The organism is Corynebacterium gallinarum (genome assembly GCF_014837045.1).
Taxonomy (GTDB): domain Bacteria; phylum Actinomycetota; class Actinomycetes; order Mycobacteriales; family Mycobacteriaceae; genus Corynebacterium; species Corynebacterium gallinarum.
On record NZ_JACSPR010000003.1, the window covers coordinates 152,386 to 176,689 of the forward strand.

The 24,304-nt window shown below is 62.9% G+C and carries 19 protein-coding genes and 1 tRNA gene; 6 read left to right on the plus strand and 14 right to left on the minus strand.

What is annotated here, in order from left to right:
- The gene (locus H9627_RS05425; RefSeq protein ID WP_191733000.1) at positions 1-1,158 is read left to right on the plus strand and encodes an ArsB/NhaD family transporter; all 1,158 of its coding nucleotides are present in this window, start codon (positions 1-3) and stop codon (positions 1,156-1,158) included.
- Here the strand turns inward: H9627_RS05425 and H9627_RS05430 are convergent.
- Positions 1,147-2,190: a substrate-binding domain-containing protein gene (locus H9627_RS05430; protein WP_191733203.1), complete on the minus strand. Its 1,044-nt coding sequence runs from the start codon at positions 2,188-2,190 to the stop codon at positions 1,147-1,149. The genes H9627_RS05425 and H9627_RS05430 overlap by 12 nt on opposite strands.
- A 378-nt stretch (positions 2,191-2,568) precedes the next feature.
- Between H9627_RS05430 and H9627_RS05435 the strand changes: the two genes are divergently transcribed.
- Complete coding sequence (locus H9627_RS05435; RefSeq protein ID WP_318247762.1) at positions 2,569-2,979, plus strand: MarR family winged helix-turn-helix transcriptional regulator; 411 nt, start codon at positions 2,569-2,571, stop codon at positions 2,977-2,979.
- Between the two features lie 88 nt (positions 2,980-3,067).
- Here H9627_RS05435 and H9627_RS05440 read toward each other — a convergent pair whose 3' ends face one another.
- Positions 3,068-3,922: a hypothetical protein gene (locus tag H9627_RS05440; RefSeq protein ID WP_191733002.1), complete on the minus strand. Its 855-nt coding sequence runs from the start codon at positions 3,920-3,922 to the stop codon at positions 3,068-3,070.
- A gap of 75 nt (positions 3,923-3,997) precedes the next feature.
- Between H9627_RS05440 and H9627_RS05445 the strand changes: the two genes are divergently transcribed.
- Complete coding sequence (locus H9627_RS05445; RefSeq protein ID WP_318247764.1) at positions 3,998-4,534, plus strand: peptidylprolyl isomerase; 537 nt, start codon at positions 3,998-4,000, stop codon at positions 4,532-4,534.
- Positions 4,535-4,609: 75 nt separating this feature from the next.
- Positions 4,610-5,296 (plus strand): rhomboid family intramembrane serine protease, encoded by a 687-nt coding sequence (locus H9627_RS05450; protein WP_191733004.1) that lies wholly within the window; start codon positions 4,610-4,612, stop codon positions 5,294-5,296.
- 982 nt (positions 5,297-6,278) lie between these two features.
- Here H9627_RS05450 and crgA read toward each other — a convergent pair.
- The 8 genes from crgA to H9627_RS05490 form a co-directional block, all read right to left on the minus strand.
- Positions 6,279-6,551 carry a cell division protein CrgA gene (crgA, locus tag H9627_RS05455; RefSeq protein WP_191733005.1) on the minus strand — a complete coding sequence of 91 codons (273 nt, stop codon included), beginning with the start codon at positions 6,549-6,551 and terminating at the stop codon, positions 6,279-6,281.
- Positions 6,552-6,800: 249 nt separating this feature from the next.
- Positions 6,801-8,780 (minus strand): Stk1 family PASTA domain-containing Ser/Thr kinase, encoded by a 1,980-nt coding sequence (gene pknB / locus H9627_RS05460; protein ID WP_191733006.1) that lies wholly within the window; start codon positions 8,778-8,780, stop codon positions 6,801-6,803.
- The gene (locus H9627_RS05465; RefSeq protein ID WP_191733007.1) at positions 8,777-10,354 is read right to left on the minus strand and encodes a serine/threonine-protein kinase; all 1,578 of its coding nucleotides are present in this window, start codon (positions 10,352-10,354) and stop codon (positions 8,777-8,779) included. Before H9627_RS05465 ends, pknB begins: the two co-directional genes overlap by 4 nt.
- Complete coding sequence (locus H9627_RS05470; RefSeq protein ID WP_191733008.1) at positions 10,354-11,781, minus strand: penicillin-binding transpeptidase domain-containing protein; 1,428 nt, start codon at positions 11,779-11,781, stop codon at positions 10,354-10,356. Before H9627_RS05470 ends, H9627_RS05465 begins: the two co-directional genes overlap by 1 nt.
- Positions 11,778-13,136, minus strand: coding sequence for an FtsW/RodA/SpoVE family cell cycle protein (locus H9627_RS05475; protein WP_191733009.1), 1,359 nt, complete (start codon positions 13,134-13,136; stop codon positions 11,778-11,780). The genes H9627_RS05470 and H9627_RS05475 overlap by 4 nt, the downstream gene beginning before the upstream one ends.
- Positions 13,133-14,449 carry a PP2C family protein-serine/threonine phosphatase gene (locus H9627_RS05480; RefSeq protein WP_191733010.1) on the minus strand — a complete coding sequence of 439 codons (1,317 nt, stop codon included), beginning with the start codon at positions 14,447-14,449 and terminating at the stop codon, positions 13,133-13,135. Before H9627_RS05480 ends, H9627_RS05475 begins: the two co-directional genes overlap by 4 nt.
- Positions 14,449-14,910, minus strand: a complete 462-nt coding sequence (locus H9627_RS05485; protein WP_191733011.1) for an FHA domain-containing protein FhaB/FipA — start codon at positions 14,908-14,910, stop codon at positions 14,449-14,451. Before H9627_RS05485 ends, H9627_RS05480 begins: the two co-directional genes overlap by 1 nt.
- Positions 14,911-14,925: 15 nt before the next feature.
- A complete protein-coding gene (locus H9627_RS05490) occupies positions 14,926-15,792 on the minus strand; it encodes a DUF3662 and FHA domain-containing protein (protein WP_191733204.1) in 867 nt (288 codons plus the stop codon).
- Between the two features lie 346 nt (positions 15,793-16,138).
- Here H9627_RS05490 and H9627_RS05495 point away from each other — a divergent pair.
- Positions 16,139-16,221 (plus strand) — tRNA-Leu (locus tag H9627_RS05495).
- A gap of 129 nt (positions 16,222-16,350) precedes the next feature.
- Here the strand turns inward: H9627_RS05495 and H9627_RS05500 are convergent.
- Positions 16,351-17,034 carry a hypothetical protein gene (locus H9627_RS05500; RefSeq protein ID WP_191733012.1) on the minus strand — a complete coding sequence of 228 codons (684 nt, stop codon included), beginning with the start codon at positions 17,032-17,034 and terminating at the stop codon, positions 16,351-16,353.
- A 404-nt stretch (positions 17,035-17,438) separates the two neighbouring features.
- Between H9627_RS05500 and H9627_RS05505 the strand changes: the two genes are divergently transcribed.
- The gene (locus tag H9627_RS05505; RefSeq protein ID WP_191733013.1) at positions 17,439-18,092 is read left to right on the plus strand and encodes a hypothetical protein; all 654 of its coding nucleotides are present in this window, start codon (positions 17,439-17,441) and stop codon (positions 18,090-18,092) included.
- A gap of 47 nt (positions 18,093-18,139) precedes the next feature.
- Here H9627_RS05505 and H9627_RS05510 read toward each other — a convergent pair whose 3' ends face one another.
- From H9627_RS05510 to pglZ, 3 genes are read right to left on the minus strand one after another with little or no spacing between them, the layout of a single operon-like run.
- Positions 18,140-20,269 carry a DEAD/DEAH box helicase gene (locus H9627_RS05510; RefSeq protein ID WP_191733014.1) on the minus strand — a complete coding sequence of 710 codons (2,130 nt, stop codon included), beginning with the start codon at positions 20,267-20,269 and terminating at the stop codon, positions 18,140-18,142.
- Entirely contained in the window at positions 20,266-21,552 is a 1,287-nt protein-coding gene (brxD, locus tag H9627_RS05515) for a BREX system ATP-binding protein BrxD (protein WP_191733015.1), read from the minus strand. The genes H9627_RS05510 and brxD overlap by 4 nt, the downstream gene beginning before the upstream one ends.
- A gap of 4 nt (positions 21,553-21,556) precedes the next feature.
- Positions 21,557-24,304: a BREX-2 system phosphatase PglZ gene (pglZ, locus tag H9627_RS05520; RefSeq protein ID WP_191733016.1), complete on the minus strand. Its 2,748-nt coding sequence runs from the start codon at positions 24,302-24,304 to the stop codon at positions 21,557-21,559.

Below are 24,304 nucleotides of genomic sequence, written 5' to 3' on the forward strand. Positions count from 1 at the left end.
ATGGGCCAACGGGTTAATCTCATCGCGATGGTGGCAACGGTTGTTGCCACCATCGCGCTTGTCTCCGCCGATGCGGCGGAGGCTTACACACTGTTCGGTCGACTCGTGCCGATCTTCGCCTTTGTCACCGGCATGTCCGTGGTGGTCAATATCGCCGCCCAAGTGGGCGTCTTCGACGCGGTGACCCGCGCCCTGGAGACAGTGGCCCCGGTGAGGGCGGGCGCGCGTCGACAAGCTCTCTGGTCGGGGTTGATCCTCATCAGCATCGTGGTGACGGTGTTCCTCTCCCTGGACACCACCGCCATTCTGCTGACACCCCTGGCCATCGCGGTGGCCAGGCGCAACGGTCTCAATCTCATGGCGGTGGCCTTCGCCGTGGTGTGGATCGCCAATATCGCCTCCCTGCATCTGCCGGTCTCCAACCTGACCAACCTGTTGGCGCTATCCGGTGGTGGTTTCGCCTCCGAGCTCGACTACATCACCGCTGCCTGGGTCCCAGCCACCATCGCCACCGGCATTGCAATGGGTGCCGCCCTGTTGATCAACTGCCTGCCGGAACGCGTCACCAGCACCACAGCCGATCGCCCCCGCCGGGAACAACCGACGGCTGACCCGTTGCTGCGTCCCTCCCTGATCACCCTCGGTCTGCTGCTGCCGGCCCTCGCGTCCCCGATCCCGTACTGGCTGTCCAGCAGCGTGGCGGCGGTGGTCATGGTGGTGCTCGCGGGGATCAAACGCCCTGACCTCCTCCGCGTCCACCTCATTCCCTGGCCGTCGCTGCTGCTGGCCACAGCGATGTCCACCGTGGCCACCGCCGTCAGCGTGCTCGGCGGTGCGCAGCTGGTCCAGGCCATGCTTGACGACGCCACCCCCCTCACCATCGCCACCACCGGTGCGGTAGCCGCGAACCTCCTCAACAACATCCCCGCCTTCCTGGCGCTGGAACCCGCCGTCACCACCACGCAGGAATACCTCGCCCTGCTCATCGGCGTGAACACCGGGCCCATCATCACCCCGTGGGCCTCCCTGGCCACCCTGCTCTGGCACGATCAGCTTCTCCGGGCAGGTGTACAGATCAGGTGGCGGACCTTCATCCTCTTCGGGCTGATCCTGGCCCCTGTCGCTGTGGTGGTACCCGCACTGTCATTAATGCTCTAGATGAGGGGTGAGGGTGCTGAGCACATTGAAATCAAACCCCTCGGCCCGGGCGATACTCACCGGTTGGATGGCCTGATTGTTCCGGAATCTGATGATCCCGCGGGGACTGTCGAATTCCAGATCATCAATGATCCGGTTGAAATCCTCCAGACGCACACTGCGGCCTCGTCGTGCCAGGTGGGCAAGCGTGTAGACGCCCTGGTAACAGGATTGGGCCATGTTGTTCATGGGCGGGGCGGTAATCCCATTGATGGACACATATCTTCCCAGGAAATCCAACGCGGAACTGCTGGTCATCGTGCGGAAATAGGATGCGGAACAGTAGAGGTTCTCGGTGGCATCGACGCCGCTGGCCAACAGCATGTTCTCCTCCATGAGAGGGCTGTAGCGGATGATTGTCTTCTGCAGGCCGTGGTCGGTGAAGCTGCGGTTGAACTCCACGGCATCCTGACCCACCAGGAGCATCAGCACAGCATCACATCCGCTGGCAGCGACAGCACGGGGGAGCAGCGGGTCACCACCACCGCCCATACCAACGAGCGTGCTGCCCACGATCTTCAGACCGAGGTCACTCGCCGCCAGAGTCGTCTTCTCCAGGGACTTCACCGGCCAGATATAGGAAGCACCCACCACATACCAACTGCGGTGCCCCAAATGTTCCCGCAGCCATTTCAGGGCGGGGAAGATCTGTTGTTCGGGATCCTCACCCGCGAGGAACACCCCGGGGTTGGGCACATCCCCCTCGCTCAGTGAGGTGTAGATATAGGGGATCCGGTTGCGGAGGACCGGCACCAGTTTCTTCCGGATGGAGGAGATATGCCAACCGGTGATGGCATCAATGCCACCGCCCTGAACCAGGGCCGCCACCTCACGGGTGATGGTATCCGGATCCCGGCCACCATCGATATATACCAGTTCAATCTCCCGGCCACCGATGCCCGAGGTAGCATTCAGTTCGATCTTCGCCTGCTCCGCCACCGCCACACAGGAGGGCCCGAAGATACCCGCAGGCCCCTGGAAGGGGACAAGCATGCCGATCCGGTAGACATCACCACGGGGGGAATCCCGGTTCAGGAATGTGAGGGGACGACGATTGGATGTGGGGGACACGGTGGTAAACCTCCTCGGGATGGTCGCCTCGGGGTGTGAAGGGGGAAGACGGTTACGCGACGGAGGGGCTTCAGGTCATCCGCTGCGCTGACCACAGATGAAATTATTGAATCCGAAAATTAACCATTCTCAAATGTTTAAAGTGGAAGGATTCTACTAAACTTGCAGGTGACTGATGTTCCAGCCAGATTGGCACCGTGTGTGAGGAGTCCACTGATGCAAACCCGGGAGAATCAGCGCGACTCGCGTGCTGATCCAGATCACATTACCAACATTTCTGAGTCACTAGTCACAATAGCGGTGCAGGAGGCGAAAACACTCACCGCATTGCTGGGCACCGTCGTGGCACAGCACAACTTCACCCTGGATGAATGGATGGTTCTTGAGGCCGTCACCCGGAACGATGGTGCAGCCATGACCCAAATCGCCGCGGCATCGGGGTGTCAGGGTGCGACCTTGACCCGCGCCGTGGACAAGCTCGTATCAGCAGCGCTGGTATATCGCGAGGCCAGCCCCGTGGACAGGCGCAAGGTTGTGGTCTTCATGTCCGACCGCGGTAGGGATGTCCATGATCAGGTGCACAGCAGTGTGGCCACTCTGGAGAACGCCGCCCGTCAGGCCGTGATGGAGGCAGGGTTGACTCCCGAGAAGTTCCTCGATCTCATGCACACCCTGGCGCATCTCGAGATCGCTGTTCCCGCCGGAGAGTAACTGGCTTAATAACCTGGGAAAACACAACAGCCACTCCCGATGAGGGGAGTGGCTGTTGGTCGTTCAGGAGGGGTGACTCCCAGGTGTCTTACTTATCCTTGTCGCTCTGCTCGCGCTGCGGGGCGTTCTTGGCGTCGTATTCAGCCTGGACCGCGTCGGCCTCGGCCTGGATGGTCTCTGCGTCGGAGAGGTCCTCCAGGAGGGCGTCGACATCCTCGGGGGTTTCGTCTGCGGCATCCGCGGTGGGCTCTGCCACGTCAGCGGCATCTGCTGCGAGGTCTGCATCGCCGGCGGCGTCGGCCTCGAGCTCGGAGGCGAGGTTCTCCACCGCGTCATCTGCAGGGACCTCGGCTGCGGCATCATCACCGGTTTCGGTGGAGTACACCAGCACCGGCTCGTCTGCGGCTGCGGCGTCATCGCCGTCGACAGCCTCCTGCACCGGGGTCTGCTCCTCGTCCTGGACCCGTGGTGGGGTGGTGCCCGGGGTGTTCTTGTCCTTGTTCATCAGGGCGTAGGCCAGTGCTGCGACACCGGAGGCGGTCAGCGCGAGAAGCGCCAGGTTGCGCACCCAGTGGCTGTCCTTGTCGTTCTTGTTCAACTTCTTCTCCTGCTTCGCTGCCTGGCGACGCACCTTGCGGCTGAGCTTCTTGTTCTTGGACCGCAGTTCCGGCAGGGCGCTGTCGCCCTTCTCCTCTGCTGCGGCGATGGCCTTTTCCAGGCGGGCACGGGCAGCCTTGGTGACCTCGCCGGCCTTCTTCATGGACTCGTCATACTTGTCCCGGGCCTGTTCCATGGCGTCCTCGGCCTTCGGGCCGTAGTTCTCCGCCGCGGACGACAATGCGTCATACGCCTTGTTCTTGGTCTCGTTCTTGTAATTCGAGTAGGCCTTATATGCCGCACGGGCACCGGACAGTCCCATCGCTGCTGCGCTAAGAGTCTTCATTTAATGTTCTCCTTTGCTCGGAAGCATTTTCTAAAACCCCAGACTAGTGAAACATGCGGACGCTTGGTTGGGGTTATAGTGGTTTCCATGACTTTGAAGACCGCAACCGCTATCCTGCACACCAACCGTGGAGACATCTCCATCGACCTCTTCGGAAACCACGCCCCTGAGACCGTGGACAACTTCATCGGCCTGGCCGAGGGCACCAAGGAATACAAGACCGCCAACGCATCCGGCTCCCAGGAGGGCCCGTTCTACGACGGCGCCGTCTTCCACCGCGTCATCGACCGTTTTATGATCCAGGGCGGCGACCCAACCGGCACCGGCCGTGGCGGCCCCGGTTACAACTTCGGCGACGAGTTCCACCCGGAGCTGCGCTTCGACCGCGCCTACCTGCTGGCCATGGCGAATGCAGGCCCGGGCACCAACGGTTCCCAGTTCTTCATCACCACCACCCCGACCCCGCACCTCAACAACGCCCACACCATCTTCGGTGAGGTCACCGATCCGGAGTCCCAGAAGGTCGTCGACGCCATCGGCACCACCCCGACCGACCGCATGGACCGCCCAACCGAGCCGGTTGTCATCGAGTCCATCGAGATCATCAAGTAGGTTCTCAAGGGTTTTCCCTTATCGATCAGGCCTCGCCAGCTACTGGCGGGGCCTGATTTTTGTCCCCACCCCTTCATGCAGACACTGTTATGGAGACACCCCACAGTGAAAACGACAGATATCTACCGCCAGGCACCGGCCAGCACCACCATCTCGCTGGTCGTCATCGCGGTCTACCTCATCACCGCCATCCAGTCCCGATCGGTGCAAAACAACCTCTGGGACAGCCCCCTGGCGGATAGCTGGATCCTCTGGGCGCCGGCCATGACCGACGGCATCGGAGCTCTCCGGGCCATCGGTGGCATGTTCCTCCACATCGGACCCGGCCATATGCTCCTCAATCTCGTGCTGCTCTGGTTGCTGGGACGTGAGATCGAGAACTATTTCGGACCGGCACTGTTCACCGTCATGTACTTCGTCGGTGGTATCGGCGCCTCTGCCGCGGTGGTGTGGTTTGATCCGCTCAGCCCCACCGCCGGTGCCTCCGGTGCCGTCTACGCCATGATGTCCATCCTGGTGGGCCTGTTCTACCTCCGCGGGGCGGACCTGCGTGCCCCGCTGGCACTGATCGCCGTCAACATCGGTTACACCTTCCTGGCCGTCAATGTCTCCCTGTGGGGCCACCTGGGAGGATTGATTACGGGTGCGCTGCTGGTGTGGCCCATGGTCCGTGCTCGGACCCGCCGGACCCAGTGGATCATCGCCCTGGGTGGGCTGGTAGTGGTCATCGTGGTGCTCTTCCTGGGCATTCCCTACCCCTGAAATATGGCCTAATCCACCCCCGTTTAACAAAGTTCATCACATGCTGGTCGCTTCCTTCGTACTGGAAGCGCCCAGCATCTTTTTATCCCCAGGGGCAGGGTTATGCACACGATGTGAAATGACAAGATTTAACTTTGCGCACATCAACGGTTCATCATCCCACATTGAATTCCACACCTGTTGTGGATAATGTGAAGAAACGACAATCACCAGACTTATCCACAGATGTTATCCACACTGTGGATAGTCACATTCTTGTAATTCGATTGTGCTGAACAGCGCGTTTGTCGTTCGAACATGGGGTTATGGTTGAAAAACCCGGTAAATGACCTGTGCTATTCGAACAGATACCGCGCCCGTGGAAACTGTTCACAGAGTTATCCACAGGCTGTGGAGGAACGGGAAATAACAAAAACTTGGCTTCCGGGACCACCCATCCACAGACCTCTCCACAGCCTGTGGATAACTTTTCTCCCGAGCCACCATTTACAGTTATCCACAATTACATGTGTGTAACTCGCTGTGGCTGTGGATAACTTTCCCACCTGTTGAGGAGGGTTTGCTGCAGGACGTGGAAAAGAATTAATAGGCTATGTGTTCGACAAAAGCAGGAGGCCCTGAATGATAGGTAAGCGGAATATATCCGCAGTTCACACCGGATATTGAATCGAACATCACCTGTGAGGTTCAACAGGCACACCAGTTCAATTATGTAATTACAAAAACTACACCGTCTTTCAGGGGTGGAGGGGAACCGAAACCCACTATTCTCAGGCCCGTGCACCACGCTTTCCCACTCCCGATGCCCGTTTTCCCCTCAAGGATCCGCTCCGGTCCATGCTGCCGCCCCGGGTACCCCTCAGGGCCCCGGCCCCCACACGACCCGCATTCCGCTTATGGAGGGGACAGCAAAAAACCGGGTGCCACCGCGGGGGTCATCCGCGGTGGCACCCGGTCAGAGGGGCCTGAAGCTGTAGGGGGGTTAACGCCAGCCCATGGTCATCAGCAGGCCGATGATGAGCAGTCCGAAGCCGATGCCGTAGTTCCAGGCGCCCAGTTCGTTCATGAAGGGGATCTGGGGGCCGACGAGGTAGTTGGCGATCAGCCAGAGGAGTCCGAGCAGCATGAAGCCGAACATGATGACCTTGTACCACATGGGTGTGCCGGTGGAGTTGATCTTCACCGGGGTGCGGTTGGCGCTGGGGTTGCTGGAGACCGGCGCGATCGAGTTCTTGGTAACTTTTGCCTTGGGCACGTGCTTACACCTTCATCTTCAACGTCGTTTGGGGGGGTCAAACAACCGGTACGTTCGTTCTACGAGCTTAACGTACCAGTGGGGTTCCCGGTAGCTCTACAGCTGCCACTACCGGCCATCTGCAGGCTCCCGCTGCCATCGACCGGATCAGGGTTGTGGGAACAGCTGTGGGAAACCAGGTGGGAATACCGGCGGCGCGGGGGCAGGCGCCGGGGCCGGCGGCGGTGGCTTTGTCGCGGGGCTATTCCTTCAAGGTTCGGGGACCAGGGCGGTCAGGTCGAAGCGGTATAGGCGGACGTTCACCACCGCATCCTTGCGCAGGGTTTCGCCGGGTTTGGGTTCCTGGAGTCCGATGAGGCCCTGGTCCACGAGTGCGCCGGTGGGGATGGGGGCGCCTTCCGCCAGGGAGGTGTCCGGGGCGGTCCAGCCGGCGTCGCGAAGCGCCTCGAGGGCGTTGTCGACATCCAGTCGGGCCAGGTCGGGTGCCTCGATGAGCATGCCGTTGGAGATCTCCACGGTGATGGTGGAACCACGTCGCAGTTCGGTGCCCTGACCACTCGCGGAGATCACCTGACCCTCGGGCAGGAGGCTGTCCACATAGTAGATGTCCGGAACCAGTCCGAGTGAGGTGATGTTGCTCTCGGCCTGGGACCACTGCATGCCGGTGATGACGGGGACGCGGACCAGGGAGGGGCCGGTGGAGACGGTCAGGGTGATGCTTGCGCCCACGCTGGTTTCGCCACCCGGCTGGGGGTTCTGTTGGATGACGGTGCCGGCGGGGTAGTCGTCGGAGTTCTCCTCGCGGATGGACTGGTTGAGGACCAGTCCGGCGCCCTCGATCTCCTGGGTCGCTTCGGCGAGGGTGAGGCCGGTGACATCCGGGATGGTGACCACTTCGCGTCCGCTGGAGATGGTCAGGGTGACGGTGGCGCCCTCACGGATCTCGGAGCCCACATTGGGGCTGGTGCGGATGACCAGGCCCTCGGCCACATCCGGGCTGGGTTCGGTGGTCAGGACGACGGTGAAACCGAGCCGCTCCAATTCCAGGACCGCCTCGTTCTCCGGCAGGCCCACGATGTTGGGGATCTGCTGGGTGGTGGCGGTGGTGGTGTTGTTGAGGAAGTCATAGGTGAACGCGCCACCCACACCGATGACACCGAGGGTGAGCACGATGGCCAGCACGGTCAGGGCCCTCGATCCGCGCTTGGGTTGCGGGGCGGCCGCAGGCCTCGAACCGACCGCTGTCGGAGCAGCAGGAGCCACCGCTGTGGCAGCGGGCATGGCGGTGGTGGGCGGGGGTGGAGGCGTCGATAAGCGTTGGGGGACCACCACGGTCTCCGGCTCGTCGGGCTTCTCGACGTGCGAACGCGCCGCCCGGGAGACAGCGTTGCGCGAGAGCAGCTCGAGGTCGGCGGCCATCTCCGCGGCGGTCTGGTAGCGGTCGGCGGGGTGCTTGGCCATGGCGGTGAGCACCACCGCATCCACATTGAGTGCGGCGGTGGGGGAGAGGTCGGGGATGTGCTCCGACGGCGGGGTCGGGTCCTCCTGGACATGCTGGTACGCCACCGCGAAGGGGGATTCCCCCTCGAACGGTGGGCGGCCGGTGACCAGTTCATAGAGGACACAGCCGGCGGCGTAGACATCGGAACGCGCGTCGGCGGGTTTGCCGCGGGCCTGCTCGGGGGAGAGGTACTGGGCGGTGCCGATAACGGCAGCGGTCTGCGTCATGGCGGAGGTGGAATCGTCCAGGGCGCGGGCGATGCCGAAATCCATCACCTTCACCCCGCCGGTGTTGTTGATCATGATGTTGGCGGGTTTCACATCACGGTGGATGATGCCCGCCTCATGCGAGGACTGCAGGGCGTGGCACACCGGGATCATGATGGTGGCGGCCTGGCTGGGGCTGTAGGTACCATCCTCGCGCACGATATCGCGCAGGTCACGGCCATGGACACGTTCCATGACGATGAACGGCACCGAGATCCCATCGCGGTCCACCTCACCGGTGTCGAACACCGCGACGATCGACGGGTGGCTCAATTTTCCGGCGTTCTGGGCCTCGCGGCGGAACCGCTCGCGGAAGTTGATGTCCTTGGCCAGGTCGGTGCGCAGCATCTTCACCGCGACCTCACGGCCGATCAGCAGATCGGTGGCCGCGAACACCTCGCTCATGCCACCGGAGCCGATGCTGGCGCCCAGCTCATAACGGTCAGCAATCACGAAGGTCACTGGTTTCCTCCAACATTCATCAATTCATCAAGCGACATGAGAAGCTCATCCGCCGCGTCCGGGGAATTACCACCGGCGGCATTACCGCCAGCATTCCCGGTACCGTTTCCACCATTGGTACCCGGCGCACCGGGATTGCCGGGGTTGCCGGTGGCACCAGGGTTGCCAGGGTTGCTCGTGCCGCCCGGGTTGGTCTGCCCACCGGGGTTGGTGGGCAGACCGGTCGGTCGGGTCTGCTGGCCCGGGGTGGTCTGCTCCCCTGGCTCGTCGGTCTCCTCCGGGGTGGGGGAGACCCGCGTGGGGCTCTCCTGTGTTGTCGTTGGAATCCGCGTCGGCGTTTCATCCGGGGTGGGAACCGGTTGGCGCGTCGGCTGCACCGGGGGTGGTGCCAGCGTGGGTTCCTCGGAGGTGGTGGTCTCCGTCGGGGTGACGGTCTGGGTGATGGTTTCCGGGGTGGTGGTCTCCCCGGAATCGCCACTGAACACGCCTGTGGCACCGGCCCAGATGATCCCGCCGATGACCGCGGCGACGAGGCCTGCGATGAGCAGACCCAGGCCCACCCCGGATCCGCGTTTCTCCTGACGTGCGGGCAGCACGGTGGGGGAGGCCGGCACCGAGGTGGTGGGGCGCGCGACCTGGCCGAGCATCGCCGTCGAGGCGCTTGGCGACGGCGCGACCGCCGTCGCCTGTACCGCCGGGCTGTGCGGTTGCGGTGGTCGGTTGCCCAACCTCACCGCGGACACCGCCCGCGCCAGTTCATTGCCGTCGGCGAACCGGCGTGCCGGGTCCTTGCGCAGGGCGATGCCGATGAGTTCACGGGCCTGCGCGGAGACACTCGTGGACATCTGCGGTGGGGCTTCGTTGATGTGCGCGATGGCCACCGACACCGAGGAATCCCCGGTGAAGGGTCGACGCCCGGAGAGCATTTCATAACCGACCACGCCGAGTGAGTAGACATCACTGGCGGGGGTCACCTGGTGGCCCTGGGCCTGCTCGGGTGAGACATACTGTGCGGTGCCCACCACCATGCCGGTGCGGGTCAGGGGCACCGACGCAGCGGCCTTGGCGATACCGAAATCGGTGATCTTGAGGATGCCATTGGCGGTGATGAGCATGTTGCCCGGTTTGATATCCCGGTGCACCAGACCCATCCGGTGGATCACGCTGAGCCCGTGGGCGGCCTGCTCCATGACATCCAGGGCAAGTTCCTCCGGCAACGCACCCTCGCGCTCGAGCATGTCCGCCAGGGACTCGCCACGGATGTACTCCAGGACGATGAAGCAGAAGGTGTGCCCGGCGGGATCCGCCACCTCGCGGTAGTCATAGGTGGTGACCACATGCTCGGAGTGGATGTTCTCCGCGGCCTGGGCCTCGTTGCGGAACCGGCTGAGGAACTCGGTGTTGTCGGAGAACTCCGGCCGCAGCACCTTCACGGCCACCTCGCGGTCGTTGACGGTGTCATCGGCCAGCCACACCGTGGACATGCCACCGTGGCCCACGATCCACTGCAGTGTGTAATCGGGGCCGATCAGTTCCTGGAGCCGCTGTTTGGCATGGTCATCTGCGGTGTTCATCAGTTCAATCCTCCGGCAGCCTGGAGCACTGCGCGACCGATGGGTGCCGCCACGGCACCACCGGTTGCGCTGCTACCCATGCCGCCGCCGTTTTTCACCAGCACGGCCACGGCGACATCACCGGCGAAGGCGACGTACCAGGTGTGCGGTGGGGTGCCCTCGGCACCGTGTTCGGCGGTGCCGGTCTTGGAGGCGATATCCGCGCCGGTGTATCCGGCGGTGTTGCGTTCGGATGCCTTCATCAGCTCGGTGATCTGCTCGGCGATGTCCTGGTCGATACCACCGGCGGAATCCGGATCGTGGGTGGACAGTTCGCTGAGGTCCTGACCGGTCACCCGGGAGACCAGGTAGGGTTCCATCCGCACACCACCGTTGGACACGGTGGCCGCCATGACGGCTGCCTGCAGGACGGTCATCTCCACATCGCGCTGACCGATGGAGCTCTGCCCCAGGGCCGCGTCATCGGGGATCTCGCCGAGACCACCCGGGACATTCGGGATACCCAGGTCGTAGGTTTCACCCACGCCGAAACCCTCGGCGGCATCGCGCAGGGCGTCGGCGCCGACATCCACGCTCATCTCCACGAACGCGGTGTTGCACGACAGGGCGAAGGCGGTCTGCAGGGTGGTGGTGCCGCCACCGTCACAGCTCTGGCCGGCGTAGTTGGTCAGGGTGGTGTTGGTGCCAGGCAAAGTCACCGCAGCCTCCGCGGTGACCGTGGAATCAGCCGAGTAGCCATTGTTCAGACCGGCCGCGGTGGTGATGATCTTGAAGATCGATCCCGGGGGCAGTGATTCCTGGGTGGCGTGGTTGAGCAGTGGTGACTGCGGATCCGAGGTGTACTCCGCCCAGGCGTTCTCCGCGGTGGCGGGATCCACAATGGCATTGGGGTTGAAACTGGGCGAGGACGCCATGGCCAGCACCTCACCAGTGCTGGGGCGCAGGGCCACCACGGCACCCTCATAACCGTTGTTGCTCAGCTGGTTGTAGGCCGTCTGCTGCAGATCCGGGTCGAGGGTGAGTTCGATGTTGGCACCCCGAGTCGGGGCGCCGGTGAGCACATCCAGCCACTGCGAGGTGAACAGGGATGCGTCGGTGCCGTTGAGCACCGAGTTGTACCCCAGTTCCAGGCCAGCGGCACCGTAGATATCGGACAGGTAGCCCTGGACCGGGCCGAAGGCCTGGGGGCTGGTGACGTACTGACGCTGGTAGTAGCCGTTGTCATCCTGGTAGGACTCGGCCAGGATCTGACCCCCGGCGGAGATCTGCCCGCGCGGGGTGGATTTAGCCTCGAGGAAGTTGCGGCTGTTCAGCGGGTTCTGGGCCAGTTCATCCTCGCGGAAGCCCTGGATCCAGGTGAGGTTGGCCAGCAGGATCACGATGAGGACCAGCGCGAAGAGCGAGGTGATGCGGATGGATTTGTTCATGCGGATACTTCCCTGGCGGACGCAGCACCGGGCGCACCGGCGGCCTCACGCGCACGCATCATCGCGGGGCGACGGGCGCTGTCGGAGATACGCAGCAGGATCGCCACGAGGATGTAGTTGGCCATCAGGGAGGAACCACCCTGGGACATGAACGGGGTGGTCAGACCGGTCATGGGCATCAGTGCGGAGATGCCGGCAACCACCACGAACACCTGGATCATGATGGTCATGGACAGGCCCGAGGCCACCAGCTTTCCATAGGTGTCGCGGGTGGCCAGCGCGGCCTTCATGCCGCGGGTGACCAGGATGCCGAAGAGGATGATCACGGCTGACAGGCCGACCAGGCCCATCTCCTCACCGATGGCGGCGAGGATGAAGTCGGAGTGCACCACGGGGATCATGTTGGGGTATCCCTGGCCCACACCGGTGCCGGTGACCCCGCCCCAGCTCATGCCGAACAGGGACTGGGACAGCTGGTAGCCGGTGGTGTCATAGTGGGCGATCGGGTCGATGAAGTTCTGCACGCGCTCCTGGATCTTGGCGGACACCTGGTATACGGCATAGGCACCCACGGCCACCAGAACGGCGCCGATGAGCAGCCACGAGCCGCGTCCGGTAGCCAGGTAGACCATCACCAGGACAGTGGAGAACAACAGCAGCGCCGGGCCGAAGTCATTCGCGCCGGCCATGATGAGGATCGCCAGTGCCCACACCACGAGGATGGGGGCGAGGTCACGCAGGCGGGGGAAATCCAGGCCCAGGAAACGCTTGCCCGCCACGGCGAACAGTGCGCGCTTGGTGGTCAGCAGCTGCGCGAAGAACAGCAGCAGCAGGATCTTGGAGAACTCACCCGGCTGCAGGGAGAACGGTCCCAGCCAGATCCAGATGCGTGCCTCCACCCCGGCGGGCTGTGGCCACACCAGGGGCAGGGCGAGCAGGAACAGTCCCACGATGCCCAGCAGGTAGGAGTACCGGGAGAGGGATTTGTGGTCCCGCAGGACCACCAGCACCCCGATCATGATCACCACCCCGATGAAGGTCCACATCAGGTGACTGTTGACGGTGGTGTACCCGGTGGCCAGGTCCAGGCGGTAGATCATCACCAGGCCGATGCCGTTGAGGGTGGCCGCCACCGGCAGCATGATCTGATCGGCAAACGGCGCCACCCAGCACATGGCCAGGTGGGCGACCACCAGCACGCCCAGGTAACCGGTGATCAGCACCAGTACCTGGGTGTCCAGTTCATTGCCCATGGCCAGCTCGAGACTCACGAGCATGACCGCCACCACGAGGGTGGCCACCACGAGCAGCCACATCTCCGTGCGACGTAGTTTCAATCTCTCAGTCACGTTCATGACACCTCCCTGCAGTTCACGCCAGGTCTGTCGCGGAATCCGCCTTCTTGTGTGGACACACAGGCCGGGAGGGCCTGTTGTGCCAGTCGTTGCATCTGTGCCTGGACATCGTCATAGGATCCCGATGGCAGGTCCTGGATGCTGCCCCGGAGATTCTCCGGGAGGTCATCCAGGGTGAATGGGGGATCGGTGGTGCAGTTGTCCACCAGGGTCAGCTGCCCGTTCCGGTCGATGCAGGCCACCTTGTACGGTTCGTGGAGGTCGAATCCGAAGATCCGGTAGTCCACGCCCTGTTCCACGGCGATCGTGTCCTCGGTTGTTGTGGTGACGAAGTAGGTGGCTTGGATACGGGTGTAGCCCCACCATCCCGCGGCCACGAGACCGATGAGGACGACCAGGGCTACGACCAGGACGGGGAGTTTGCGCGAGGTTTTCTCCGGTGGTTGCGCTATCTCCGGCACCGGTTCGATGCTCTTGGGTTGCCGGCTGATCGCCGCGGCACGGCTGGCGGCCGTGTCCGGGCGGGCATCATCCGGCTGCTCACCGTTGAGCGCACCCGCGGTAACGGGGGCGGTGCCCACCACCGAGGGATCATCACCGTCGACCTCGACGATGTCGGCGATCACCACGGTGACATTGTCCGGGCCACCGGAGCGCAGGGCCAGTTCCACCAGGCGGCGGGTGGCGTCCTGCGGGGTGCCGGTGCGCATGGTCTCCTCAATGGTGCTGTGGGTGACCGGATCGGACAGGCCATCGGAGCACAGCAGCAGGCGGTCGCCGGCCAGCGCCGGGATGTTCTGCAGCGTGGGCTGGACCGGGTGGCCGGTGTAGGCCTTGAGGATCAGGGAGCGCTGCGGGTGGGTGGAGACATCCTCGGGATCGAGTTTGCCCTCCGCGACCAGAGACTGGACGAAGGTGTCGTCCACTGTGAGTTGGGTCAGTTGGCCGTCGCGAAGCAGATACGCCCGGGAGTCGCCGACGTGGCACATGCCCAGCTCGCGTCCGTTGAACATGAACGCGGTGAGCGTGGTGCCCATCCCGTCGCGGGTGGCGTCCTCGCGGATGCCCTCCGCCAGCGCGGCGTTGGCCTCATCGGCGACCATGCCCAGCAGTGCGAGCATGTCATTGTCGCCCGGGTAGGTGTCCAGGGCGCGCAGGTGGTTGATCATCAGCTGCGAGGCGATCTCGCCGGCTGCGTGGCCGCCCATGCCGTCGGCAAGCGCCAGCAGGTAGGGGCCCGCGTAGGCGGAGTCCTCATTGTTGCTGCGCACCAGACCCCGGTCGGAGGCCACCGCATAATCAAGTTTCAGCATCAGGGCACAAGCCTCACCGTCGTGCGTCCGACCCGGATATCGGTACCCAGCTCGATCTGCTCCGGCTGGTCGATGCGCACGCCACTGACGAAGGTGCCGTTGCGGGAATCCAGATCCTCCACAAACCATTCCGCACCCCGCTTGAAGATGCGGGCATGCCGGCCCGAGGCGTAATCATCGCCGACCACGAACGTGCAGTCCGGGCTGCGGCCGATCACCATGTCATCCGCAACCTCCATCGAGGACCCGGCCAGCGGCCCCTCAATGACGGTGAGCAGACGTGGTGGGGTGGAACGGTTGAAGGCGCGCGCGAGCCCCTGGGGGGCGGCCACCGTAGTGCTTTTCGACGCCGCACCCACCACCTTCACATCGTTTTTCATGGCACGCAGCGCCAGCAGCACAAAAAGCCACAGCACCACGATCAGCGCCACGCGCAGCCCAAGAAGGACCAGAGAATCCATACTCACCCTTTCCCGTTACGGGCTGACAATACGTACTTCGATATTGGAATGTCCCACCGTGATCACATCGCCATCAGCCAGCAGCCAATTCTCCACCGGGGTGTCATTGACCGTGGTGCCGTTGGTGGACTTCAGATCCACCAGGATCGCATCACGGCCATCCCAGGTGATCTCGGCATGCTGACGGGACACACCCGTATCCGGCAGGCGTAGATCTGCATCATTGCTACGACCGATGATGTTGGACCCCTCCTTCACCAGATAGGTGCGACTGGAGCCATCCTGCAACAGCAGGGTCACCACCGGCCCGGACGACTGTGGCACCACATGACGGTTGTCGTTGGTCTGCACCCTCGGTGCACCGTGGGTCAGGGGACGCGCCGCCTCCTGAGCGGGCAGGAACTCGGTACCGGAATAAGGAGAATTGTCGGACACGTTCTTCGACTCACTTTCTGTGACAGCTAAAACACCATCACCGTCCATAGGCAGGAAACCACTATTCAGCTCTGGATCCGGATCCTTCTCCGAGTCCGACTTCAACTGGCCCGTGTGCCGTGCGGAATCCTCAGCGATCAACACCACCACCGGACCCGCCAACGACCACGAATGATTCCTACAGAACCTCATCATCTGATCAGCGAAACGGCCAGCCAGATCCGGGGAAGTCTCCAGGAGATTCGCGAAATCATTCGGGCTCACCGACACCTTGAACACATTCGGTGCTTCCACATAACCGTCCGCCGTGTGGACCACATTGTCCTCAGCCTCCTGCTTGAGCAACTCCTCAAGCTCAGCCGGAACAACACGACCCCTAAAGACAAACGCCAACGCATTATCGAGGCCGCGCTGCAAAGAACTGTCCAGCTTCGCCAGACTGTTCATCGCATTAGCCACTCGACCATAACCAGCCAACTGGTGCGACCTCCTTAATAAATAGATGTGCATTCCATAGACAAAAACGCCTAAGAACATGCGTTTGTCCCGCCCTGTGACCAGGATCCACATTCAGGACTCAGAGAGACCCCGTTAGCAAGGCCGTGCCAGGGCGAGATAAGGCAAACGCACGATAGCGTCATTATAGGGGGCTGGACCCCAGAAGTTATAGGTTCAATAGCAGACAGGGGATTTTGCTTAGAGTGTCGCGGGTGTTGGAAAAATGCGCTGAACTGCGGATTTGGTATTGCCCGTGGGGTGCATGCTATCTTAGACAAGTCGCAAGAAGCACCCAGCCCGGGTGGCGGAATGGCAGACGCGCTGGCTTCAGGTGCCAGTGTCCGCAAGGGCGTGGGGGTTCAAGTCCCCCCCCGGGCACAACACGCAGTTCCTGACTGCACTAACCGAAGGTCCCACACTCGAAAGGGTTTGGGGCCTTCGGTTTTTGTGTTGGTTGGGTTAGTGCAAGGGTTCGTGCAGGTCGCGAAATCTGCATTGTGGTGAGGATCAATGGTTCCGACTGATCTGTTTGATGTTCAACCCAGGTCCGATCATCGGGACCGTCCGTCGTTGCCAGACCGCGAGCACACGAGATTGGGCCATGATCACCTGCTTAATCTCAGGGCCGATTGCCTGGAGTAGAGGTGCAATCGTATTTTCAAGATAGGACTCGACATCTACGTTTAACAGGGAGTCAACATGATTCACCCTGTTGCGAAGCGTGGCAGAAACACGGACATGATCACCAATAGTTTGGGGAGCGGTGAACCGTCGAATAGTCGTGATTCGGTGGGGAAAAGCCTCCTGCAGTGCTTCACGCCAAAGACTGTTGATGGCCTCCTGTACTGACTGGGGTCGGGAATCATTCTTATCTGGCAACATTGCTCCCCATGTCCCAAACATCACCTGAGCGATGAGATCACCATGAGACGTACTGGCCTGGGAGCGCGGATGCATCCTTGTTCGGCCACCTTCCTGTTTCCGTGACATCCTGCGCAACGAGGCATGATCGAAAAGAGGTCTACCGTTCGCGAACCTGAGCTCTGAAAGGTGAGGAAGCGAATCTTTCTCTTTGATCCATTCACCGGTAGTTACACCGTGGCTTTTCGCGAAACTCTGGAGCTGTGCATCAATAGCGCCACGAACGGCGACTTCAGTCATGCTCAACACTTCATGCAGAGCTGCAGCCATATCCATTCCCCACAGGTAAAGAGCGGAAGCGCTAGCTGAGTTTCCTGAACAATGATTGAGGTAAGATTCAGCACGGTCGTGGGGGAGTGTTTCTAACAGCGTTTTCGGGGCTACATGGTTAGGTCTGTTCACGCCAATCCTTGCCTTGCATTCGGACTTTCAAGGTAATACTGTTGCACATGTACCGGCACCGGTCTTCCGGAGTCGAAGAAGGAGACGAGCTTTCGAGCTGACTGTCCCTTTGATAAGGCCCTGCGACGCAAATCGCAGGGCCTTTTCTTGGCGGTCAATGGCACTATGTTTCAGGGCAGTCGCAGGTCCCTCGGATCTGAAAAAGTACACAAGCCTCCTCGACAACCGCGATATCCTTTCGCACGCAGCAACCAGTCAATAAGGTGGTCGGTATGGATGAGCACGCTAGGATCGCCAACCTCATTGCCTTCTATTTCGGACCCAATGTAGCTCAGGAAGTTCCCCCGAAAAGTAAGAAGGCGATCGAAGCTGTATCCCATCGGGCGTACCGGGATCTGTGTCGCACCCTCACCCACATCGGTACCCATCCTAAGAAGAATAAGCTGCTCGACGAGACTCACTCCTCCCTCTATGGGGTCATCACCCAGCTCGAGACGGACCCTGTTCGTGATCAACAGGACTTCGATGACCGTCATGAGCGTTGGTGCCTAGATCGCATCAGTTTCTTCAAAGAGCATCCTCACGGCGATAAGAACAAGAAGGTCGACTTCACCTATGGGCATGCGCAGAAGTGGATCAATATGACGTTGAAGTATCTAGCCGTCCTCCAGCATCCCGCTGTGCTGGAGGTCTATTCCTACCTACACGTACCGGTGGACAGCATTGTGTATGAGGAAGCCGAGGACCCGACCCTGGGCATCGCAGTGCCACGGCCACCAGGAGGAAAGAAGTGGTCGAAGCTCAGCGGGGAGCAATACCGCACCTATCAAGAACAGCTTCGTGGTGCGATCGCAGATCAGGGTGAATGCGTCGCACCTCTGGACTGGGAAGCGAAGGCATGGGTGAACCGGGCTTCTCGACAATGAAGGAGTAGACAGGTCGTAGAAGCACCTGACTGGCCGATGCCTACGCGCTATTCACTGACCAGACGAACAGCCAGCACCTGCATTGCCCATTCCCGGGGTAATGCCTGCGAGAACTTCAATTCATCGAGGGCATCCTCATTGATCTCGGGCAGGGGGCGTTGTTCCGGTGGTAGGTCCCGTGACTCGCGGATCCGTGTACGTAACTCGGATTCGGCGATGTCCGGGTGGATGAAGATCCGGTCGTGGCGGATCCGCTGGCGCTGCGGTGCCAGTTCCATGCCGAGGTCAGGGCCGAGATCAGACACAAGCTGTTGGTTTGCTGCCGTGCCAGCCCAGGTCCACAGCTGTCCATAGGCGGTTTCCCGCGAGGTGGGTCGATAGATCATCCCGTCGGTTGAGGGGGTGAATTCGGCGTAATCATCACGGAGATGACCGATCATTTCGGTAGCGCGTCTTGTGAGTGTGACACCGGCCGGGTCCTGCCCGCGCAGCACCGCGAGCATCCCGGCGGTGACCTCGGTACCGAATCCCCGGGAGACCGAACCCCACCGGGTGACAGATCCGGTGTCGCTGCGTTCCACGAGGAGACGGTGGCGTCGCCAGTCAATTGAGGTCACCTTCCAGAACCGCCCGGCAAGCGACAACGTCATTGGGGCGGCGGGGCTGGATGCACCGGACGCTGAAGCGGAGAGCATGGTCCGCAGCTCCACGGTGCCGATGTCATAGCGCCCGTCGGTGACGGTGAACACCGGTGGGGTGGTGAAAGCGGAGAGCAGCTCCATGAAGTGTCGGCGCCCGAAGGCTTTTTCAGCCTCAACCCCGATGAACGCCTGGCCGCCGTCGGTTTCCAGCATGCCGGAGGAAATGAGGTGATCGAGGATGTGTTCGGGAGGGATCCCCAGTGCTTCCTCCGACATCAGCGGGGTTGCGGCCCACAGCCGACGCCATGTGCCCAGGTTGATGGTGCCGTTACTCAGGGCTGCGGCCAGGAATTGTTGGGCAGCAAGGTGCATCGGCAGTGGTGGGGGCGTGACCTTTTCGACATATCCCTGCGACCACGCCTGCAACAATCCAAGGGTGTGGATGAGGCCGTCCTCATCGTCGATGGTGATCAGCAGGCAGTTGCGGGATGTTCCGGCGCGGCGTCCGGTGCGGCCCAGCCGCTGTAGGAAGGAGGATACGGTGCCTGGGGTGCCGATCTGGATGACCCGGTCCAGGTCTCCGACATCGATGCCCAGTTCCAGGGTGGAGGTGGCCACGATGATGCAGTCCCGGTCATTGGCGAAGGCATCTTCTGCGCGGCGTCGTTCATCAGCGGAGAGGGAGGAATGGGATAGGTACACCTGTACCCCTCGCTCGCGGAGAGCTGCGCCCAGTTCCTCTGCTCTGCGCCTGGAATCCACGAACACGAGGCGTTTTTCACCCTGGTGGAGTTTGGACAGCAACAGGGAGGCAGCGGCCACGCTGGTCACGTAGTCAACGGTGATGTCTGCCGGTGTCACGGTCCCGGGTGTGACACCTGGTGAGAGCACCCTCCCCGGGCGGTCTTCCCGGCCACCCTGGAGCCAGGCCAGCAGGGCCTGCGGGTTACCCACGGTCGCGGACATGCCGATGCGCTGCAGCCGACGGCCGGTGAGAGTCTCCAGGCGGGAGAGGACGGCGGAGAGGTGCCATCCGCGGTCATCGCCGGCAAAGGCGTGGACCTCATCGATGATGACGGCCTGCACCCCACCGAGGAAGGCTGCGGTATCAACTCCGCGACTGACCAGCATGGCCTCCAGTGATTCCGGGGTGGTCAGCAGGATATCCGGCGGGTCGGCGATGAGGCGGCGGCGGGCGGACTGTCCGACGTCGCCGTGCCAGACCGCCACTCTGCGCCCCAGCCACGCGGCGTACTCGGCCAGGCGTGGTTCGAGATTGTTCAGCAGTGCCTTGATGGGGCAGAGGTAGAGAACGGATACCCCCGACCATTCCTCGGCGGCCATGCGGGACAGGATGGGGAAGGCGGCAGCCTCGGTTTTGCCGCCGGCCGTTGGTGCCAGCAGGATGGCGTCCTCCCCGGCCACCAGCGGGGCGGCGGCCTCCTCCTGGAGGGGGCGCAACCCGGGCCACCGCAATGTGGAGGCGATGTGGTGGATGAGCACCGGGTGCAGGGCATCGAGGCCAGCGGCGCTCACAGCTCGATGTCGTCCGGGTTGGTTACCACGCCCTGGGCGGCAGCACGCTCGGTCTCGGACATGGTGGATTCCGGGATGGACACGCTGTAGTCGTGGCGGGGATCAAAGGATGGGTGCAGCTCGATCCGGTCGAGGACATCGATGAGGGTGCGCAGGAACTGACGCGGGGCCACACCCACCCGGCCACCGAGGACACCGGCGACAGCGTCGGCGAGGTCGGTGACGAATGCGTCATCCGCCCCGGAACGGATCCGCTCACCGGCCGGTGAACCTGCGATGTACAGGTCACGGACCTTGAGCCCGACCTCAATGAGCCGGTCCCGGGTGAAGCCCTGCAGGCGGATCTGCGGGAGGCGGGGGTTGTCCCACCGGGGATCGCCGGAGAAGTCGACCCGCAGGCGGGAATCCAGGGGCGGGAGACGGCGCACGCCCTGGTTGCCCTCGAAGAAGGCGGTGGTGCCGGTGATCAGCAGGTACAGGCCGGGGTAGTGGCCAGCATCGATCTCGTCGATCCACTGCCGCAGCGCGTTGAGGGCCTTCTCCCGGGAATCGGCACGCATCCGCTGCAGGGTCTCCACCTCGTCGAGGACCAGGACCAGACCGGCATGATCCGAACCGCGCAGGATCTCCACCAGGCCCCGCAGGAACCCCATGGCGGTGTAATGGTCCAACTCGCTTTTCACCCCGGCGCGGCGCTTGATGGAGGCCGCCACGGAAGGTTGCCCGCCGAGCCAGGCCGCCAGCCCGTCGGCGGTGGTGACGTCATCCTCGACGACGGCCTGCCGGTAGGAACGAAGCGCCAGCGGAAACACCGGTGCACTTGCGGCCACTGCAGCCAGACGCTGTTCGACGAGTGATTCTGAGACGGTATCTGAACCACCGGAATCCTTCTCCACCTGGTAGAGCCACGTGTCCAGCACCATGCGAAAACCGCCGGATCCGAAGGCCGTGGTCCGCAGGCTTTCGGTGGCACGTCGGTAGACGGTCTCCAATTTGTGTAGCGGGGTCTCCAGTTCGGAGATCTGGACCTCGGCCACCGCGAAGTTCCGGGTCAGCGCGTGTTGTTGAATCCAGCGGGAGGCAAAGGTCTTGCCGGAGCCGTATTCGCCCCGGATCGCCTTGAATACAGCCGCCCCGCCGGCGACCTTATCCAGTTCTTCAATGATGACCGGTTCGAGGTGCTCCAAACCTACCGCCAGTTGGTCGAGTCCCGTAGCGGGCACCGTGCCCCGGCGCAGGGCGTCGATAATAGCGGTACGGCGGGCTGGGGAAACCTCGGTCATGGCGTCAGGAATCCTTCACGTCGAATTGCTCGGTCAACAGGTTTCGGTTGAGCACGAGATCCGTTTTCTGCTCCACGAGTACCTGGACCCCGTCTACATTGAGGATACGCAGCAGGGTGGAGATGACCCCCCGAAGATGGATGGGACCGAGCTGCCAGATCTCCCGAAGTGTAGCCACGGGGAGGCGACCGCTGTTGGCGGCGATTCGGCGGATGAGATCCGCGACCTCCCGCGGGGAGCGCCCGTCCACGGGATAGGACTTGGTCTGTGCCTTGAATAGGGCGTTGGTTTCCAGATCCGGGAAGATCCCGACTGTGGGGGCATCGTTGATGGTGGGGGCGTCGAAAAGCGCCGGAGCGTCGTCGACAGGCTTTCTCTGGGCAGGTGCGGGTGCGGCCACGGGGGCAGGTGCATCCCCGGGGCGGAGATCCCACCAGGCGGGGTAACGGGTGGAGGCGCTTGCCCGGGTCAGGGGAAAACCTGGCACGCGTTCTGCCAGCGTATCCACCGAGGTGCTGAGGATAGTCACGGGGATGGCGACCTCGGAGAGGCTCAGGCCACCGTGATAACCGGCCTTGCGTGAGGTATAGCGCAGACCTTCGTCTACAGCGAGCACCGCTTCGCGGGAATCATTGCGCACCCGGGCCCCTGCGACGAGAACCTCACCCGGGGTGGGGGGTGACAGCGGTTCCCGCCACCGCGCGGTACCTGTCCCGTTAGGGGCGGGGGCGGTCTCGTGTCGTTCCAGTACGTGCCCGTGATCGGAGACGAACACCACCGTCCGGCCCACAACAGCCGCGGCGCGCAGCAGCGGATGCAGGTGGGTGATGTCCCGGACATCCCAGACACGCTCAATTGGATCTGATTTGTCCAGGGCGTCATCGATGGTGTTGAGCACCGCAACGACCAACTTGTTGCGTTCCGTGTCCTCGACTTGCGCACGCACCTGATCCACGATGCCGGCATCCAGGTCGGCCTTATGTAACAGGGCCGTTCCGGTTGAACTGTTCTTCAGGTGGGAGGAGGCCCAGGCACGCAACCCGGCGCGCTCCTCCGCCTGCCCACCGGTGGCCAGGCACCCGGAGATGAGGCTGGTGCGGGAGAAGGTGGTCACGCTGGGCAGGACGCTGAGCGCGGTGGACAGTTCCTCCGAACCGGGGACGGCCTCCTGCCACTGACCGTTGAAATCGCTGAGGATGTTGTCCACCAGGACGTTGGCGGCGGGCACGCTCATGCCGTCCAGCACGATCATGAGCACGGGGCGGGGGTTGGTGAGATCATCCATCAGCGGGGCAACGACCCGGTCGAGGACATCTTCGACCAGGAGGGTGTCACCGGCGGTGTGCCGCTCGGCTGCGGTGGAGGCCGCCACCGCAGCGAAGTCCCGGTCGAACACGGCGCGGCGGGGACGGACCTCGGTGAGCACCCGGTGGGCCAGCTGCGCCAGCTGAGAGGTCGACTGGTTACGCCATGCCCGGTTGATGCACACGTCCACCCAGCTGAGGTCACGCCGGTAGTGGCGGAGCCACCCGGCCAGGTTGGTGGGAGCCGGAGAGGACTCGGCGCGCAGCCACTGGATCATGCGGATCACCGCGGTGGCGACGGTGACATCCGGGTGGTCTGAGTTACTACTAATATGTTCCTGAACTGCCACGAGTGCATCGGCGACGCCGTTCTTCGCGGGGTCGTCGTACCAGGCGGAGAGGGCATTGGTGAGCCGGAGGATCCGTGCGTCGAGCGCGCCGCGGCATACCCGGGAACGGTGGAGCAGCTCGCGGGCATCCAGCCGGGTGGGGGAGGTGATGAATTCCTCAGCCCGACCGGCGGTGTCCCGGAAGCGGTCATCCATCCCGGTAACGGAGCGAGTGGGGCCAGTGAAAGCCGCCACGGCAGCATTCGCCCAGGATTCGAGTTCCCCGGTGGACGCCGCACCGGTGCCCGCAGAGATGCGGAAAGCTCCCTCGGCGGTGGCCCGGACGGCATCATCGACCCCGGGGCCGGGTTGGATGACCTCGGCGACCAGACCCCAGGTGGCCAGATCCTGCGGCCCACGGGCCTGGAGATAGCGCACGAGCGCACCGGAACCCTCACCCAGCCGGGTGCGTAGCCATTCCAGGCTGTTCTGGGTGACCTCGGTAGACACGGAGGAGATGAAGTCCGCCCATCGCTGGGCTGATTTGGGTTCCAGCGACCATTCCACGACCGCAGGCATGGTCAGCGTCGACGGAATACCCACTCCGACTGTGAGCAGCTGGTGGTGGAGATGATCGGCGGTGAGTACACCCGCAGAAGCAGGAGTCAGGTCCACAGGATCCCCGTTGCGCCGGGCCAGGTATTCCACCACGCCAGCGATATCCCGGCGGTTGCGGATGATCCCCGGACGCAGCGTGCCGGCGGAGAACAACTCCCGCAGGGCATCGGCGGGGATGGGGATGTTGACCCGGTGATAGGGGGTGAGGTGGGTGAGCACATCCCCGGGGAGGTCTCCGTCGAGCAGAGGGGTGACCAATACCGTGAAATCGACGTCCCCGGCGGGGAAGCTGATGGCGTGGCGCATCGCCAGTGGAGTGGGGGTATCCACAACCGCGACCCGGGCACCTGCCACTTCAAGGGTGGCGGGACCCTCCCACCCGGAGGGGTCATAGAGGGCGATGACACCGGACGTGAACTTCTTCTCCCGGACGTGGGCGATAGCACTGGCGATGTCGCTTCTGCCCACCCGTGAATAGGAGATCGTCGATCGGGTTGGCAT

Excerpts from the sequence above, each read along its gene's own strand:
- H9627_RS05425 (WP_191733000.1), top strand. The coding sequence starts at position 1 with ATGGGCCAACGGGTTAATCTCATCGCGATGGTGGCAACGGTTGTTGCC.
- H9627_RS05430 (WP_191733203.1), bottom strand. The coding sequence starts at position 2,190 with ATGCTTGTCCCCTTCCAGGGGCCTGCGGGTATCTTCGGGCCCTCCTGT.
- H9627_RS05440 (WP_191733002.1), bottom strand. The coding sequence starts at position 3,922 with ATGAAGACTCTTAGCGCAGCAGCGATGGGACTGTCCGGTGCCCGTGCG.
- H9627_RS05450 (WP_191733004.1), top strand. The coding sequence starts at position 4,610 with ATGCAGACACTGTTATGGAGACACCCCACAGTGAAAACGACAGATATC.
- H9627_RS05465 (WP_191733007.1), bottom strand. The coding sequence starts at position 10,354 with ATGAACACCGCAGATGACCATGCCAAACAGCGGCTCCAGGAACTGATC.
- H9627_RS05470 (WP_191733008.1), bottom strand. The coding sequence starts at position 11,781 with ATGAACAAATCCATCCGCATCACCTCGCTCTTCGCGCTGGTCCTCATC.
- H9627_RS05475 (WP_191733009.1), bottom strand. The coding sequence starts at position 13,136 with ATGAACGTGACTGAGAGATTGAAACTACGTCGCACGGAGATGTGGCTG.
- H9627_RS05480 (WP_191733010.1), bottom strand. The coding sequence starts at position 14,449 with ATGCTGAAACTTGATTATGCGGTGGCCTCCGACCGGGGTCTGGTGCGC.
- H9627_RS05485 (WP_191733011.1), bottom strand. The coding sequence starts at position 14,910 with ATGGATTCTCTGGTCCTTCTTGGGCTGCGCGTGGCGCTGATCGTGGTG.
- H9627_RS05490 (WP_191733204.1), bottom strand. The coding sequence starts at position 15,792 with ATGAACAGTCTGGCGAAGCTGGACAGTTCTTTGCAGCGCGGCCTCGAT.
- H9627_RS05500 (WP_191733012.1), bottom strand. The coding sequence starts at position 17,034 with ATGGCTGCAGCTCTGCATGAAGTGTTGAGCATGACTGAAGTCGCCGTT.
- H9627_RS05505 (WP_191733013.1), top strand. The coding sequence starts at position 17,439 with ATGGATGAGCACGCTAGGATCGCCAACCTCATTGCCTTCTATTTCGGA.
- brxD (WP_191733015.1), bottom strand. The coding sequence starts at position 21,552 with ATGACCGAGGTTTCCCCAGCCCGCCGTACCGCTATTATCGACGCCCTG.
- pglZ (WP_191733016.1), bottom strand. The coding sequence starts at position 24,304 with ATGCCAACCCGATCGACGATCTCCTATTCACGGGTGGGCAGAAGCGAC.